Here is a 17,460-nt window from a genome sequence, read left to right as displayed (position 1 = left end):
AAAATGAAAAATATTTTTAAAAATACAACACTTATCGCAGGACTATTATTTTTATCAGCTTCTTTAAGCTTAACTTCTTGTAACAGAAGTGACGATGAGGCAGATGACCTTCCACAAGAAGAATTGTCTGACGTTCTGCTAAAAGTAACAGATGCCTCTACAGGAAATTCAACCGTTTACGATTATCAGGTAAACAGTACGACAAATCCTAATGTAAAGCTTACCAACGGGCATACTTACAATGTAGAAGTAATTTTCAAGAACGGAGATGAAGATGCTACACAAGAGATCAGAGATGCAAAAGACGAGCATTTTTTAGTGTACAACTTTCCTAATTCTGACATCACGCTTACGCGTACAGATGATGCATCTTCCACAAGATCAGACGGAAAGCATGTAGGACTGAAAACTCAGTGGGTTGTAAATACAGCGGTTAAAAATTCATCTGCACCTGCTCAGCTGGTCCTTACTTTGTTCCATGAGCCGGTAACGGTTTCCGAAGCTTCTTCAGTAAGCGGTAACGGTGTGGTGTACGGGTCTCATACCGGAGGCGAAACCGATGCTCAGGCAAATTATAATATTATCAATTAATATATCATTAATCTTGTTAACGAAAACCACTGATTTTTTTCAGTGGTTTTTTTATTTAACATTATTTGGCTTTTTAAGTTGACCTTAATGTATAGATTTTCATAAAATTTTCCTATTTTTGCAACCTAAAATTTTAATCAATAATGAAGGTTACCGCACAAAACCATGATGATGTAAGTGCATTGCTTACAGTGACATTGGAAAAATCTGACTATAAAGAAAAAGTTGAGAAGCAATTGATTAATTATGCTAAAAATGCGCAAGTTCCTGGTTTCAGAAAAGGAAAAGTGCCTTTAAGTATGGTTAGAAAACAATACGAAGCTGGTATTGCATTCGAAGAAATCAATAAGCAGGTTTCTGATGCTTTAAATAACTACGTCAACGAAAACAAATTAAGATTAGTTGGTCAGCCAGTTCCTCAGCCTGTAAACGAATTAGATTACAATGCTGATCAGTTGGAAGTTGCTTTTGAAGTAGGATTCGAGCCTGATTTTACTATAGATTTGGCTAAATATGAAGCGCCTCACTACAAAGTTGAAGCTTCTGAAAAAGAAATTAACAAGAGTATTGAAAACATGCAGAAGCGTTTCGCTGAGCAGGTTCCTCAAGATAAAATCACTAAAGATTCTTACATTGCCCTGGAAATTTCTCAGGTTGTGGAAGAAGATGCGGAAGGAGAACATCACCACCATCCTAAAAACGTTACCGTTACTGCTGAAAACAAAGAAGCTTTCAAATTGGTAAAAGGTTTAAAGATGGACGGATCTGTAAAAGTTTCTAAAGAAACTCTTGCCGGTGACGAAGAATTGGCTAAAGAATTAGGATTCTCTAAAGAAGAAGTTGAGCATTTACACCACAATGAAGTTGAGGTAAAAGTAAAAGATTTCTATTCTTTGAATCTTGCAGAGCTTAACCAGGAACTTTTTGATAAAGTTTACGGAGAAGGAAATATTAAGTCTGAAGAAGAATTAAAAGAAAAAGTGAAAGCTGAACTGGATGAATATTTTCAGCAAAATGCAGATGTTCACTTTGTAAATAAAGTATTGGAGCAGGTTTCTGAAAAAGAAGAAGTAAAGCTTCCTGAATCTTTCTTGGTTAAATGGTTATTATTCTCTAACCAGAATATCCAGTCTGAAGAGCAGGCGAAAGAAATCCTTGAATCTGAGAAAAACCAATTGAAATATCAGATCATCGAAGGTAAACTGATGACTGATAACGAAATTCAATTGGATTACACAGATGTTTTGGCACAGGCTGAGCAGTTGGTAAGAAACCAATTGGCAATCTATGGAATTCACCACTTAGGTGATGAGGAAATCCAGAAATATGCTGTTGAAATGTTGAAAGATCAGGAGCAGGTAAGACAGATCTCTTCAGAAGTTGCTATGACTAAACTGAAAGATGTTATTCTTGAAAAAGCGACAAAAAAGGAAACTGCAATTTCTCACGATGAGTTTTTAGAAGAGCTTAAAAAATAATTTATATCATCATAAATATTTTGAAACCACCATTTTGGTGGTTTTTTTATTTGATGGATTCATAAAATTTATCATTCAATATTCATATATTTACGGTCTAAATTTAGTATATGAAAAAGATCATCATTCCGTTTTTATGCGCTGTACTTTATGCTGCTCCGGTGGCTGCGCAATCTGCTTCTACTGCTCCCGCAAAGACGGAGGCTGTAAAATCGAAATTAACGCCGAAAGAAGTTATCGATAATTATCTGAAAGCTCTTGGAGGAAAAGATAAACTGGAAAGCGTAAAAACTACACTTATTGAAAATACACTTACCGTTCAGGGAATGGATATTTCCATGACTACAAAGAAAATGGGAAGCAAATTCAAATCTGAACAATCTGTAATGGGCCAGAAAATGGTTCAGTTCTTCGATGGTGAAAAAGGTTATTTTGAACAGGGAGGCCAGAAAATGGACATTCCTGCCGATAAAATTGCGGAATTAAAAAAGAGCAAAGTAATTGATGCCTTAGGGTATGACCCTGCAACTTTCACAGCAGTTACCGTTGAAAAAGTTGATGGGAAAGACTATAATGTTTTAACTTCGGACAAAGGAAAATTCTACTTCGATGCTTCTACAGGATTGTTGTACAAATCTTCTGCAGCTGAAGGAGTAGCAACTGTAAAAAGTTATATGACAGCAGACGGAATTAAATTCCCACAAGAAATTGAGGCGGAAGGAAACGGTCAGAAAGTTGTTATCAAAACAACAAAAATCACTATTAATTCGGGTGTTTCTGATGCCGATTTTAAATAAAAAAATATTTTTTTAATAGTATTTGGCCGGGTTTTCCCGGCTTTTTTTGTTACATATAAATTCAATTTTATCTCCCGTGAGGACTGTAAATTGTAGAATGGAGAAGTGATTCAGAAAATATTCTCTCTCTAAAATTTAACAATAATTACGAATATTTAACTTGATATAATATTTTAAATATTTCTTCGTTTTGGGAATAAAGGTTACTTTTGAACCATAAAAATTAATAATCAATATATGAAGAAAATGCTATCTTCATTTGCCGTGATTTTTCTGATCTCTGCAAATGCTTTCGCGCAAAACCTTCCTACGGATCCTTCTGTAAGAATCGGTACTCTCTCAAACGGAATGAAGTACTACATCAAAAAAAATACATTACCGGAAAAGAAGGTAGATTTCAGACTGGCTATCAATGCAGGGTCTATTCTTGAGGACGAAAACCAGAGAGGTCTTGCACACTTCATGGAACACATGAATTTTAACGGTACAAAAAATTTCCCGGATAATAAACTGGTAGATTTTCTACAGTCGATTGGGGTAAAATTTGGCCAGCACCTTAATGCCTATACAAGTTTTGACGAAACGGTTTATATGCTTCCGGTACCTCTGGATAAGCCGGGTAATCTGGATGCAGGTCTTAAGGTGATGGAAGACTGGGCATTCAATGCAACACTTTCCGATGAGCAGATCAATAAGGAAAGAGGCGTTGTTCTGGAAGAATTGAGATTGGGTCTGGGTGCCGACAAAAGAATGTCAGACAAATATCTTCCTAAATTATTGTATAATTCTCAATATGCCAACAGACTTCCGATAGGTAAAAAAGAAGTCCTGGAAAACTTTAAGCCTGAAGTGATCAGACAATTCCATAAAGACTGGTACAGACCGGATCTGATGGCAATCGTAGTGGTAGGAGACATCAATGTAGATGAAATTGAAAAGAAAATTAAAGACAATTTCAGCAAATATAAGAATCCGGATAAACCGAAAGAAAGAAAAACATTCGACCTGCCGAATCATAAGGAAACTTTAGTAGCCATTGAAACGGATCCTGATGCTACAAGATCTATGGTTCAGTTTATCATGAAAGATTCTGAGGCTTATCAGCCGGATGTTACTGTTGAGCAATATAATCAGAGCATCGTCGAAAACCTTACCTCGACAATGTTGAATAACAGATTAAGCGAACTGGTAAACTCTACCAATCCTCCATTTACATACGGATCGGTTTATCATGGGGGTACTTATGCCAGAAGCAAAGAAGGTTTTCAGGGATTTGCCATGGTTAAAGACGGCGGTCAGATGAATGCACTGAAAGTTCTTTTAGAAGAAACGGAAAGAGCAAAAAGATTCGGGTTTACACAGACTGAACTCGACAGAGCAAAATCTCAGGTCTTATCTAATTTAGAAAGATCTTACAACAACCGTGACAAAACGGAAAGTGATATGCTGGTAGATGAATATGTAAGAAACTTTCTTGAGCAGGAGCCGATTCCCGGAATTGCATGGGAATATGAAGACACAAAGAAATTTTTGCCTTCCGTAACGCTGGCCCAAACGAATGATGTTATCAAAAAGTTTGTGAAAGATGACAGTAGGGTAGTTGTGATCACAGGTCCCAAAAAAGATAATGTTCCGATGCCGACGCAAGCCATGGTTTTAAATGTGTTTGAAAGCGTGAAAATGGCAGACCTAAAGCCTTATCAGGAAAAAGAAACAATCAAAAATTTAGTAAAGCCATTCAAATCTGAAGGTAAAATCACTAAAACAGAAACAGATACTAAGCTGGGAACTACAACTTGGACTTTAAGTAACGGAGCAAAAGTAACGTTCAAAAAAACAGACTTTAAGGACGATGAAATTGTTTTCTCAGCCAGAAGCATGGGAGGTAGCTCATTGATTAATGATGCCGATTTCAATAAGACTCAGTTTGCATTTTCTGCTTTATCAGAAGCGGGAGTAAGTGGTTTTTCAAAAGCTGACCTTACCAATTATTTAGCAGGAAAACAGGTTAATGTAAATACGTTTGTGGGTCCTTATTATGAAGGAGTTTCAGGAAGAACCAATCAGAAAGACCTTGGAACGGCGATGGAGCTTATGTATGCTTATTTCACAGGATTAAATTACAATCAGGAAGCATTCAATGCTTATAAAACCAAGCAGTCTGCGATGTTGGATAATTTATTGTCGAATCCACAGTTTTATTTCTCCAGCGAGCATGCCAAGTTTATGAATCAGAAAAATCCAAGATTTATTGGTATTATTCCAATGGAAAAAGAATGGGCAAATACGGATTATAAAAAGGCATATGATATTTATAAAGAGAAATTTGCCAACGCCGGAAATTTTCATTTCTATTTTGTAGGAAATCTTGATGAGGCTAAATTTAAGAATGAAGTATTGCAGTATATTGCCAGCTTGCCGTCAACAGGAAAAACGACCAACTTTAAAGATACCGGCTACAGACAAATGACCGGAGATTACACGAAAGTGTACAAAAAAGGAAAAGATCCGAAAAGTATGGTTGCTATTTCTTACAGTGGCGAAACTCCATATAACGAAAAAGAAGCACTGGCTCTGGAAGCATTGGGTGAAGTGGCTACGATCAAAGTAATTGAAAAATTGAGAGAAGACGAAAGCGGAATTTACGGTGGCGGAGCCAGAGGAAGTATGAATAAAGCCCCATACAGCACGTATAATTTCAGCATTAGTTTCCCTTGTGGTCCTGAAAATGTAGATAAACTCACGAAAAGTGCTATCGCAGAACTCCAGAAGCTAATCGACAAAGGTCCTGAACAAAAAGACCTTGACAAGTACAAAGAAGGAGAAATGAATGATTATAACACCCAGATAAAAGATAATATGTTCTGGATGAATAATCTTACCAGAAATCAATTTGACGGAACTGATAAATACGAAATCTTAAACTATAAAGAAAAAGTACAGGCCTTGACGGTAAAAGATCTTCAAGATGTTGCGAAAAAGTATCTTACAAAAGGGAGAATTGTAGCGACATTAATGCCGGAAGACGGTTGGGAAAACACCAAAAAAGACGAAGCAAAGGCTACGACGGCAGTAATCAAGACCGGAGCCGCAAATTAATATCCCATAAAAAAATTAAGTAAAAAAACCGTCTCTTAAAATAAGGGACGGTTTTTTTAGTTTATTTTCTAAAACTCTAAAACTCTAAAACTCTAAAACTCTAAAACTCTAAAACTCTAAAATCTAAGACTCATATTCCTTTTTCCATTCATCGGCAACATCCGAAAGAACACTGTAAAATTCTTCACCATATTTTCTGATCAGCGGAGTTTTCAGGAATTTATATACAGGAACCTGCAGTTCTTTTCCCAAAGCACAGGCGTCATTGCACACGCTCCATTCGTGATAATTCAAAGCAGTGAAAGAAGAATATTCTGTTACCCGAATTGGGTAGAGGTGACAGGAAATTGGCTTTTGCCAGTCTACGGCGCCGTCTTCATACGCCTTTTCAATACCACATTTCGTGATACCTTTTTCATCAAATGTTACGTACGCACATTCTCGGTCTTCTACCATAGGAGTTACGTACATGCCGTCCATAGGATCGGTCGTCCACGTTCCCTGTTCTTCCAGCGCTTTGATACCTTCCTGGGTAAGGTAGGGCTTAATTTTATCAAAAATAGTATCTAAAATTTCAAGCTCATCTTTATCTAAAGGAGCGCCGACGTCTCCTTCCACACAACATGCACCTTTACATTTGCTAAGGTTGCAAACAAACTCTTCAGAAAAAATTTCTTCGGAGATCAATTTATCGTCTATCTGAATCATAATCTTTTAAAATAAATCAAAATAAGTTCCGGCCTTAAAGCCAATTAAACTGAAAATAATTATCCATAAGCATACTTCCTGCATCCAGTATTTTGGCAGAAACCTCAGCATCCTACTGAGAATAATCGTAGATGGAAAGGCAAGAAGCAGTAGGTATTCATAGGTTTTGTTCATATAAAGTATAATGGTAATCAGCTGAGCAACAGAGAAAACCAATAAGAAAGTATATTTGTATCTGCTGACCGGACTTTTCTTGTTATAATTTTTGAAATGATCATACACAGCATAGATCAGCATCAGCGCAATGGGAATTAAAGGAAGTAAACTTTCGTAGTCTGTAACAAATGTCATTTTACCGAAAGGAAAGTAGTTCATATTCCAGGAAGTGAAATCCATAAAAAACATCACGGAAAAATAGCTGAAAACAATCAGAAAAATCCCCAGTAGAAATCTGAAAATATTAAGACCGATTCTCTCGGAAGTAGCAATAACGTGAATGATCACAAAAACGGCCATTGGCCATGTCGTAGGAAGAAAAATAAAATTCAGCGCAACGATAGAACCTACCAGCACATAAGATTTCTTTCTGATGTCCTCATTCGTGCTCGTGAGAAGCAAAAGAAGAAAAGAATTGGTAAGCAGCGAAACGGCAAGACCGATATCAAGTTTCCCGGGATACAACCCGAAAATAAAAAATGTATATAAAAATAAAGGTAAATGCGTCTGGTAATTCAGCGCAATGCTATGAAAGCAAAAATATCCCAAGGCAATTCCCAAAAAGGTAATTACAGCGATAATTGCTTCATAAGTATTGAAATTCAGAAAGTTAAAAGTTATTACTATTAAAAGAAGAAACCCAATATAAACCGGGATTGAAAAAATATTGCTTTCTTTTGAAAGTAATTTAAACATTTTTTATAAATTTGTACAAAGTTAATTTAAAAAAGGAAAATAATGACGTCTTTCTTTCTATTCTTAAGCAAAGTTTTCAAATGGTCGTTTGGTTTTTTTGATGCATTCGGAAACGTATTAAACTGGATTTTATTTATCGTTTGCTGCGCATTGTTTACCTACTGGTGCTATGTTTTGGTAACAACCCTTGGTAACAATAAAGACAAAGACTACTATTCTCCAACGGAAGGGAAGTTCCCTTACTATGATCCTAATATCTACAAAAAAGAAGGTTAATTAATTGGTTATATAGTAAAAAGCCGATCAAATGCTATTTGGTCGGCTTTTTTTATTTGTCAATGCTTAAACTTCTGATCATTCATGAATGGGAAGTACTAACACAGGAATATTGGAGTCTTTTGTAATTCCTTTTGTTAAGCTTCCTACAAAAACATCGTAAATACCGCTTCTGCCGTGCGATCCCATTACGATGAAATCTGCTTTTTTGTCCTGAGCATGCTCAAGAATGATATCTTTGGCGATGCCCTGTTTCAGGATATGTTCACAATCTACATCGTGAGCCAGAATTCTTTGCTGTATTTTATTCAGCTGTACCAGTTCCTCTCTGATCTCGTTTTCTTCAACCTCAGGAAAATACTGGAATCCCATATCTCCAATAGCAAAACCAATATCCGACGGTGCTACGTGGATAAGAAAAATTCTGCCGTTTATCTGCTTTGCAAATTTTACCGCACCTTCTATAAGCTGCTCTGTTTTGTCCCCAAAATCTACGGGCAATACAATATTTACCATAACCTTTCATTTTGTCTACTAAAGTTAAGAAAAATATGGCAGAAAACAGTGTTAAATTATCTATAATATTCTGATATCGATCACTTTTTTTATCTTGAAGGTAGGCTTCCAGAATGTCGTTTTCATCAACCTTGCCAACACCTTTTGGAGTCCCTGTAAAAATCAAATCACCTACTCTTAAGGTAAAATACTGTGAAACAAAAGCAATAATATCATCAATACTGAACATCATATCTTTTGTATTCCCATCCTGAACTTTTTCTTTGTTTTTTAATAGCGAAAAATTCAGCGATTCCAGATTGAAATCGTCTTTTTTAAAGAAATTTCCGACCACCGCAGAACCATCGAATCCTTTAGCAAGTTCCCACGGAAGCCCTTTAGATTTCAAATCGCTCTGAAGATCCCTTGCCGTAAAATCAATTCCCAGCCCGATTTCTTCATAATGCTTAGGCGCAGTTTCTTTCTGGATATACTTTCCGCCTTTTGAAATTTTTACGACCACTTCCAGTTCATAATGAACATCATTTGAAAATTCAGGAATATAAAAATCATTTCCTTTCAAAACAGCCGTATCGGGTTTCATGAAAATGACTGGTCTTTCCGGAATTTCATTTCCCAGTTCTTTTGCGTGCTCGCTGTAATTTCTTCCTATGCAGATTATTTTCATAATTTATTTATTTTGTCATTGCGAGAAGCAATCTCTATCTCGACTTAATATTTTTAATTTTTAGGAGCTGTTTCCCGCTTTCCGCTATATCTTTTGCTCCGCTCCGCTACACAAAAGGATGCCGCTGCAATCGGGGCTATGAGAGAGAGTAGTCAATTTCTACGAGTCAATTGTGAATTTTAACAATTATTATAATTCACTGCGAAGCAAAATTCACCATTCACTCTTTTAAAAAACCAGCCCGTCAAAAATTCTTTGAATTTTCGCCACCCCTCCAGAGGAGTGGAATTCTAGCACTCATTTCAATATTGTCTTTGTTATGACAAAAGTGCTACTCATTTGCTGAGTGAAACGCCATTGCGAACAAAAAAATATCCACATTAAAAATTCAAAAAAAACTTTGCGCCTTAGCGTTAAATATATTTTCACTTCACATTTGATCCTTCAGAATGGCAAATATGATGTCATGCCGAGCTTGTCGAAGCATCAATGCGTAAACTCATTTCCACAGTAATAGCACACAAACTTATGACTTGTCAGAATTGAAATGCCAAAAAAGCTTGTGGCACTATCATCTCTGTAAATATGATTAGATCCACATTTCGGGCATACAAAATCAAATTCAGGATCTGAAATGGTATGTTCCACTTCCAGAGAAAACTCTTCATTTTCTTTATAATCTAGCAGTGCCTGATGCGCTTTTTCCAGATCTTCTTCAAAAACCTGCAGCTGAATACCTCCGACCGCCTGAGACAAAAGCCAATCCGACTGGATCAGCTGCTCATTCGCAATAAAGCTGTTGATGCCACTTTCCGCCAGGATCTGCTTGTCCCGGTTGGCTTGAAGCGCCGTTTCATAGAATTTAAATTTTACAAGCTCACTCATGATTAAAATCTGCTTGATAACTGGATTTTCGTAAAGACTTTCTTGGTGTACAAAGGGAATTCCGCATTCTGAAGCCACCCGAAATAGCCAAGATCTTTCTTGAAAACGACCTTTACACACTGTCCTTTATATTTTCCGAAGTTGAATACTTCCTCCAGCTTTTCGTTATACCCGATAAATCCTGCCAGATCTGCATGTTTATTGTGAAAAGTAAACTCACTTAGCGGTCCGATTTCATTCGGGATATCGTCATATTTACCCACCTGTGCATCCAATACTTCAAAAGTTGCCATCACATCAGCTTCCGCAGAATGGGCGTTTTCTAATGTTTTTCCGCAGTAGAACTGGTAGGCGGCACTCAGATTTCTTGGTTCTTTTTTATGGAAGATCGTCTGTGCATCTACCAATCTGAACTTGCTTAGATCAAAATCGATTTCCACTCTCAATAATTCTTCTGCCAGCAATGGCACATCAAAACGGTTGGAATTAAAGCCTCCCAAGTCACTTCCGGCAAGCATTTCCATAATTTTCGGGGCAATTTCTCTGAATGTAGGAGCGTCTTTCACATCTTCATCATAAATTCCATGAATTTCGCTACTCTCTTTCGGGATTGGCATTTCGGGGTTCACTTTCCATGTTTTGCTTTCTCTCGAAGCATCAGGATTCACTTTTAAAATACAGATTTCAACAATCCTATCTTTTCCGATATTTGTTCCTGTGGTTTCTAAATCAAATATACAGAGCGGTTTATGTAATTTTAAGTTCATTTTAAATTGCTTTTAGCTAATGGCGATTGGCTACTTGCTTTCTCACCTATGTTTTATTTTATAATTTGAAAATATATGAATTTGAGAACGGAAACTTCCATCTTCAATCATCCATCATTTTACTTTAATTGTTTTTGAAAGATAAGGGAAATTAAGATATAATAAATGATTACTAAAGGAATTCCGACTGTTTTAAAAATAATTAAAATAATGACAGCGCCAAGTAATAATGCGATTTTTGGATAATTATCATGCAGCTTCATCGATTTGAATTTCATTGCAATCATTTTTATCGGTGATATCAGAAGCCATGATGAAAGTACAGTTAAAATAATCATTATCATGCTGTTGTTTAATAAAGAAACAAAGATTTCTTCATGTTTAAAAGCGTAATATAATCCAAAAATTAGTATTGTATTGCTGGGAGTGTTCAACCCTTTAAAATAATATTTCTGTTCTTCATCGAGATTGAAAATAGCCAGTCTTAAACAGGAGAAAAGCGTAATCAGTAATCCGAAATATTTAATCTCAAAAGGTAAAGTGATTCCTGAAAGATCATTTCCGGACGGCTCAAGAATTTTAAACATCGTCAAGCCCGGAACAAGCCCGAAACTCACCATATCTGCCAAAGAATCCAGCTGAACACCAAGATTGGAATTTGATTTTAAGGCTCTTGCCACAAATCCGTCAAAAAAATCCAGGATCAGAGAAAAAATCAGGCAGATGGCGGTTGTCTGGTAATCACCCAAAATAAGATGAATAGCACCCACACATCCCGAAAAAAGGTTGCCTAATGTAATGGCGTTGGCAAGATTATTTTTAATAAAATTCATAGTCACAAAATTAATAAATTAATATAACAATGTATCAATTTAACAGTGTATCAATTATTGCTTCATTTTCCGAATCGTTGCACTGTTCCATTATTCCATTGGTACACTATTCCATTGATACATTGTTTAACTGTTACATTATTTTGGTAAATTTGCGCCATGAAATTGTTTAAAGAATTTAGAAAACAAGGAGGTTCTGGTGCTTTTGTACAGGATCTTTTTAGCCTATTTTTTCTATCAGATTGTCCGGTTTTTATTCTGGTATTTCAACCGCGGATTAATAAAAGTAGATTCTGTATCAGATTATTTCAGTCTGTCATTTCACGGAACTGCTTTCGATACCACAGCAATTTTATATGTTAACGCACTTTTTATCCTGTTGAGCATTATTCCAATAATCATTAATACGAAAAAAGGATATCAGAAATTTCTTTTCTGGCTGTACTTTATCACCAATGGAATTGCATATGCCATGAACTTTGGAGATATCGTTTATTTCAAGTTTTCCCAAATGAGGCTGACTTCCGCTGCGCTTCAGGTTGCACAGCACGAGAATAATATTTTCAAGGTTTTTACATCTTCAATCGTTCAGAATCCTTTTGTTCTCATTTTGTTCGTAGTGTTAATGGGATTATGGGTTTTCCTGTATAAAAAAGTAAAAATAACAGAAAAGAAGCCTGTAAAGCTTGTTCCGTATTTTATATGGTCTGTGGTAGTGCTTTGTGTAACAGCAGTTTTGACGGTTGGGGGAATTCGTGGCGATTTCAAACACAGCACGAGACCAATTAATCTGGTGGACGCGAACCGTTTTGTAAAACTGCCTGCCCAGGGAAATATGGTGCTGAACAGTACATTTTCCTTTTTCCGAACCTTAAATACTAATAATTTTAAAGAAGTTCATTTTGTTGATGAAAAATTTATCGAAGATAATATTCATCCTTATAAACTATATGAAAGAAAGGTGACGGAAAAACCTAATATTGTCATTTTTATTGTGGAATCTTTCAGCAGAGAATATTCCGGAGCTTTTAATAAAGATAAAAATATCAAAGATTATGTGTCTTATACTCCGTTTATGGATAGTCTTGCAGGACAAAGTCTTATTTTTCCGAATACTTTTGCGAATGGACGACAGTCGATCCACGGAATGAGTTCTGTTCTGGCGGGAATTCCAAGCTTGACAGATGCTTTTACAAGTTCGCCGTATTCTAACCAGAAAATCCAGTCGATTGTTTCTGTCTGTAACGAAATGGGGTATGACACCTCTTTTTATCATGGTGCACCAAATGGTTCGATGGGATTTTTAGGCTTTGGTAATATTTTGGGCTTTAAACATTATTTCGGTAAAACGGAATACAATAACGAAAACGATTTTGATGGAATGTGGGCGATCTGGGATGAACCGTTTTTACAGTATTTTGCTAAAAATGTAGGTAAAAAGCAGCCGTTCATGGCAACTGTTTTTACCGCTTCTTCGCATCATCCGTTTAAAATTCCTGAAAAATACAATGGTAAGTTTAAAAAAGGTAAGAACCCGATGCACGAGCCGATTCAGTACACCGATTACTCCATTAAAAAGTATTTTGAAACGGCTAAAAAACAGCCTTGGTACAACAATACGATTTTTGTTTTCACGGGAGATCATACCAATGAAGTGTATTATTCTGAATATGAAAAAATTATGAACCGTTTTGCTGTTCCTTTAATATTTTATTCTCCAAATCCTGAATATCAGTTAAAAGGGGTGAACAATGAGTTTGCTCAACAGATTGATATTTATCCTACATTAGCTGATCTGATTGGTTATAATAAAAAAATAAGAAGCTGGGGAAGAAGCCTCGTGAGCGAAAAACAATATGATCCGATTATTGCTAATTCAGACGGTGCTGTGGAGCAGTTTATCATCGGAAATTATATTTACCGTTTCGATGGTAAAGAAGTGATAGGTATTTTTGATAAATCCGATCTTGGACTGGAAAAAAATCTTAAAGATAACCTGAAAAATAATCCTGAAGCAGAAAATGGGGAGAAGTTTGCTAAAGCCTGGTACCAGGATTATATGAACAGGGTGATCAATAGGAAATTAAATTGAAATATTTCAATTTAACTATTTGAATTAAAGCACATCTATCTTAATGTATGTTCCGGATAATAAATATTTTTGTTATTTGGAAATTAATTTCTATTTTTAGCAATATATAGACAACCAAATTATTTTATTACAATTAAAACTATAAAAATATGAGAAAATTATTATTAACATTTATTCTTTCTTTCATGGGGATCTTTTCATTTGCTCAGATCGAAGGAAAATGGAAAACTATAGATGATAAGACCAAGCAGGCAAAGTCTATTGTAGAAATCTATAAAAAAGGAGATCAGTATTATGGAAAAGTTTCCCAGCTTTTGATAAAACCTGCAAATCCTAATTGTGTAGATTGTAAGGACGACAGAAAAAATAAGCCGATTCTGGGGATGGAAATCATCAGAGGCCTGAAAAAAGATGGAGATGAATTTACCGGCGGTACAATTACAGATCCTAAAGATGGAAAAACATATAAGTGTACCATTAAAAGAGATGGAGACAAACTTAATGTAAGAGGTTACTTAGGATTTTCTCTCATAGGAAGGACCCAAGTATGGCATAAAGCTAATTAATTACCATTAAATAAAATTAATAAACGGCATTTCAATAAATGAGATGTCGTTTTTGCTATGTGAATAATAAAAAAACACTATTTTTGTACTCTAAATTTTTCAAAAAGATATGGCAGAATATACTTTTCGTGAGGTAATTGCACAGGCAATGAGCGAGGAAATGCGTAAAGACGAATCCATTTATTTGATGGGGGAGGAAGTAGCAGAATACAATGGTGCATACAAAGCTTCAAAAGGAATGCTGGATGAATTTGGTCCTAAAAGAATAATCGATACACCAATCGCTGAGCTTGGTTTCGCAGGAATCTCTGTGGGAGCTGCAATGAATGGTAACAGACCTATCGTAGAGTTTATGACCTTCAATTTCTCTTTGGTGGGAATCGATCAGATTATTAATAATGCTGCAAAGATCCGTCAGATGAGTGGAGGTCAGTGGAATTGTCCTATCGTTTTCCGTGGTCCTACGGCTTCTGCAGGTCAATTGGGTGCCACTCACTCTCAGGCTTTTGAGAGCTGGTATGCCAACTGTCCGGGATTGAAAGTGGTTGTACCTTGTAATCCTTACGATGCAAAAGGATTGTTAAAAACAGCTATCCAGGATAATGATCCGGTAATTTTCATGGAATCTGAGCAGATGTATGGTGACAAAATGGAAATTCCTGAAGAAGAATACTACTTGCCGATCGGAAAGGCTGATATCAAGAGAGAAGGAAGCGATGTTACCTTGGTTTCTTTCGGAAAAATCATGAAACTGGCTATTCAGGCAGCAGAAGATCTTGCAAAAGAAGGAATCTCTGTAGAAGTAATCGATCTTAGAACAGTGCGTCCTTTGGATTACGATACGGTTTTAGCTTCTGTTAAGAAAACAAACAGATTGGTTGTTCTGGAAGAGGCGTGGCCATTTGGTTCTGTCGCTTCTGAAATTACTTACATGGTGCAACAGAAAGCCTTTGATTATTTGGATGCTCCTATCAAGAGAATTACAACTCCTGATGCCCCTGCTCCTTACTCCGCGGCTTTATTTGCAGAATGGTTCCCAAAACTTGAAAAAGTAAAAGAGGAAATCAAAAAAAGCGATGTACGTGAAATAATTAACATAATTATAGAGAAAAACTTCCGAAAGGAAGTTTTTTCATTTATTATATTCATGAAGAATAATTCTTAGGGTTGTAATTTTGACTTAAATTTGCGCGTTTAAAATAAAATTAGCTGATATGGCAGAAGTTACAGAAGGCGGTCAACATTTTGACATTAAGAAGCTTTCTTTCATTGGAGTTTTAGTTTCTCTGGGTATTGTTTTCGGGGATATCGGGACTTCACCGCTTTACGTAATGAAAGCAATCGTGAATGCCAGAGAAGGCGGAAGTACGATGCCCTTTAACGAGTATATTGAAGGAGCTCTTTCATGTATTATCTGGACGCTTACTCTTCAGACAACCGTAAAATATGTTATTATTGCTCTTAGGGCAGATAATAAAGGGGAAGGAGGAATTCTTGCCCTGTTTTCATTGGTGAAAAATCTTAAAAAAAGGCTGGCTGTATCTTATTGCCATTGTCGGAGCGGCAGCTCTTATTGCAGATGGTGTTATCACTCCGTCACTGACGGTAATGTCGGCTATTGAAGGTCTTGAAATCTACAATCCTCACACGCCGGTAGTTCCTATTACAATCGCCATTTTAATTGTCATTTTCGTGGTTCAACAGTTCGGAACAAGCTTTATCGGAAAGTTCTTCGGACCGGTTATGGTGATCTGGTTTCTGGTATTAGGTGGTTTGGGATTATCTCATTTAAGCGAAAATATGGAGATCCTGAGATCATTCAATCCGTATTATGCCTATAAGCTTATTGCACATTCGCCAAGTGCCATCATTATTCTGGGAGCTGTATTCCTGTGTACAACAGGTGCTGAAGCGCTTTATTCAGATTTGGGACATTGCGGTGCGAAAAATATCAGAGTAAGCTGGGGATTTGTAAAAATCATGCTGATCTTAAACTATCTTGGTCAGGGAGCGTGGCTTTTAACGAATTATAATAAGCCTGGTTTTTCGGCTGTTAATCCTTTTTTCGGAATTATGGAAGAATGGATGGTTATTCCGGGAGTTATTTTGGCTACAGCAGCTGCAATTATTGCAAGCCAGGCTTTGATCACAGGTTCATTTACTATTTTCTCAGAAGCGATGTCTCTGAATTTGTGGCCTAACCAGAAAATCGATTATCCTTCCGGGGTAAAGGGCCAGATGTACATTCCTAGAATCAACTGGGGGCTTTTGCTATTCTGTATTATAGTGGTTCTTCACTTTAAAGAATCAGGAAAAATGGAGGCGGCATACGGACTATCAATTACTGTAACCATGCTGATGACAACGATTCTTCTTGTCTATTGGCTATTGAAGCGCAGGGTAAATAAAATTTTAATTCTTGTATTTGGCTTAGTGTATATGGCGATCGAATTAGGATTTTTCAGTGCTAATATCATAAAATTCCTGGAAGGAGGCTGGATCACGGTAGTTTTAGCAGGTTCCATAGGAGTTTGTATGTATGCCTGGTATAATGGAAGATCCATTAAAACGAAATTTATTAAATTCATTAAGCTGGAAAATTATATTCCCATCATTAAAGATATGAAGCTTGATGAAACAATACCAAAATATGCTACCAATCTCGCTTATCTCAGCAGAGCTAAAAGAAATGATGAAATAGAATCAAAGATTATTTATTCTATCATAAAAAAACAGCCGAAAAGAGCGGATCATTATTTTATCCTAAGCATTACCAATCAGGAAGATCCATACACTTTCAAATATGCTGTTGATGAGGTGCTTCCCGGGACGATCTATAAGATTAATTTTATGCTTGGTTTTAAAATTGATAGGAGGATTAATGATTATTTTGATATGGTCTTAAGGGATATGATGGCAGACGGAACAATTCCTTCAAGAAGCAGCCATCCATCGTTGAGAGCTCATAATATTCCTCCAGATTTAAAATATGTGATTATAGATAATACCTATATCAATGATATACTTCTCACGGTAAAGGAGAAAATTATCATGAATATTTACAATTTCGTTAAGTACATCGGAAGCGACGATTTCAAAGCCTGGGGAATTACTTCACATAATGTAGTCGTAGAATCAGCTCCTATGACAGAAGATTGTGTGGGCAAATCCAGGATAGAGCAATGTGAGTATAAGCGTCATAATAGTTAAATTCTTTAACATTGTGGTACAATATTTATTTAAATAAAAATCAATAAATTTGTAGATAATTTT

13 protein-coding genes and 3 pseudogenes are annotated in these 17,460 nt (G+C 36.2%); 9 read left to right on the top strand and 7 right to left on the bottom strand.

The window, feature by feature from the left end; translation table 11 throughout:
• Window positions 1-3 precede the first annotated feature (3 nt).
• From AAHI02_RS09445 to AAHI02_RS09430, 4 genes are all read left to right on the top strand, one after another.
• Window positions 4-591 (top strand): hypothetical protein, encoded by a 588-nt coding sequence (locus tag AAHI02_RS09445; RefSeq protein ID WP_346986425.1) that lies wholly within the window; start codon window positions 4-6, stop codon window positions 589-591.
• A gap of 143 nt (window positions 592-734) precedes the next feature.
• On the top strand, window positions 735-2,069 hold the full coding sequence (locus tag AAHI02_RS09440) for a trigger factor (protein ID WP_346986424.1): 1,335 nt from the start codon (window positions 735-737) through the stop codon (window positions 2,067-2,069).
• A gap of 110 nt (window positions 2,070-2,179) precedes the next feature.
• On the top strand, window positions 2,180-2,866 hold the full coding sequence (locus AAHI02_RS09435) for a hypothetical protein (RefSeq protein ID WP_346986423.1): 687 nt from the start codon (window positions 2,180-2,182) through the stop codon (window positions 2,864-2,866).
• A 237-nt stretch (window positions 2,867-3,103) separates the two neighbouring features.
• On the top strand, window positions 3,104-5,965 hold the full coding sequence (locus tag AAHI02_RS09430) for an insulinase family protein (protein ID WP_346986422.1): 2,862 nt from the start codon (window positions 3,104-3,106) through the stop codon (window positions 5,963-5,965).
• 123 nt (window positions 5,966-6,088) lie between these two features.
• On the opposite strand, the gene AAHI02_RS09425 is transcribed toward AAHI02_RS09430, so the two are convergent.
• Complete coding sequence (locus AAHI02_RS09425) at window positions 6,089-6,673, bottom strand: DUF3109 family protein (RefSeq protein ID WP_346986421.1); 585 nt, start codon at window positions 6,671-6,673, stop codon at window positions 6,089-6,091.
• A gap of 6 nt (window positions 6,674-6,679) precedes the next feature.
• Entirely contained in the window at window positions 6,680-7,585 is a 906-nt protein-coding gene (locus AAHI02_RS09420; protein WP_346986420.1) for a DUF6427 family protein, read from the bottom strand.
• 42 nt (window positions 7,586-7,627) lie between these two features.
• On the opposite strand from AAHI02_RS09420, the gene AAHI02_RS09415 reads away from it, so the two are divergent.
• Complete coding sequence (locus AAHI02_RS09415) at window positions 7,628-7,861, top strand: hypothetical protein (protein WP_346986419.1); 234 nt, start codon at window positions 7,628-7,630, stop codon at window positions 7,859-7,861.
• Between the two features lie 78 nt (window positions 7,862-7,939).
• On the opposite strand, the gene AAHI02_RS09410 is transcribed toward AAHI02_RS09415, so the two are convergent.
• The 5 genes and pseudogenes from AAHI02_RS09410 to AAHI02_RS09390 all read right to left on the bottom strand — a co-directional run bounded on the left by AAHI02_RS09410 (window position 7,940) and on the right by AAHI02_RS09390 (window position 11,529).
• Window positions 7,940-8,377, bottom strand: a complete 438-nt coding sequence (locus tag AAHI02_RS09410) for a universal stress protein (protein WP_346986418.1) — start codon at window positions 8,375-8,377, stop codon at window positions 7,940-7,942.
• An 85-nt stretch (window positions 8,378-8,462) separates the two neighbouring features.
• Window positions 8,463-9,044: pseudogene (locus AAHI02_RS09405) on the bottom strand (fumarylacetoacetate hydrolase family protein); the annotation flags it as partial.
• A gap of 486 nt (window positions 9,045-9,530) precedes the next feature.
• Entirely contained in the window at window positions 9,531-9,929 is a 399-nt protein-coding gene (locus AAHI02_RS09400; RefSeq protein WP_346986417.1) for a hypothetical protein, read from the bottom strand.
• A 2-nt stretch (window positions 9,930-9,931) separates the two neighbouring features.
• Entirely contained in the window at window positions 9,932-10,696 is a 765-nt protein-coding gene (locus AAHI02_RS09395; protein WP_346986416.1) for a 3'-5' exonuclease, read from the bottom strand.
• A 119-nt stretch (window positions 10,697-10,815) separates the two neighbouring features.
• Window positions 10,816-11,529, bottom strand: coding sequence for a CDP-alcohol phosphatidyltransferase family protein (locus AAHI02_RS09390; protein WP_346986415.1), 714 nt, complete (start codon window positions 11,527-11,529; stop codon window positions 10,816-10,818).
• 199 nt (window positions 11,530-11,728) lie between these two features.
• Here AAHI02_RS09390 and AAHI02_RS09385 point away from each other — a divergent pair, with 199 nt between their 5' ends.
• The 4 genes and pseudogenes from AAHI02_RS09385 (at window position 11,729) to AAHI02_RS09370 (ending at window position 17,397) form a co-directional block, all read left to right on the top strand.
• Window positions 11,729-13,621, top strand: coding sequence for an LTA synthase family protein (locus AAHI02_RS09385; RefSeq protein WP_346986414.1), 1,893 nt, complete (start codon window positions 11,729-11,731; stop codon window positions 13,619-13,621).
• A 149-nt stretch (window positions 13,622-13,770) separates the two neighbouring features.
• The gene (locus AAHI02_RS09380) at window positions 13,771-14,187 is read left to right on the top strand and encodes a DUF2147 domain-containing protein (protein ID WP_346986413.1); all 417 of its coding nucleotides are present in this window, start codon (window positions 13,771-13,773) and stop codon (window positions 14,185-14,187) included.
• A 109-nt stretch (window positions 14,188-14,296) separates the two neighbouring features.
• Window positions 14,297-15,262 (top strand): annotated as a pseudogene (locus AAHI02_RS09375) (pyruvate dehydrogenase complex E1 component subunit beta); the annotation flags it as partial.
• 139 nt (window positions 15,263-15,401) lie between these two features.
• Window positions 15,402-17,397, top strand: a pseudogene (locus tag AAHI02_RS09370) (KUP/HAK/KT family potassium transporter).
• The last annotated feature ends 63 nt before the right edge of the window (window positions 17,398-17,460 follow it).

The organism is Chryseobacterium sp. POE27 (genome assembly GCF_039727685.1).
Taxonomy (GTDB): domain Bacteria; phylum Bacteroidota; class Bacteroidia; order Flavobacteriales; family Weeksellaceae; genus Chryseobacterium.
This window is presented reverse-complemented; position numbering and strand designations above follow the sequence as displayed.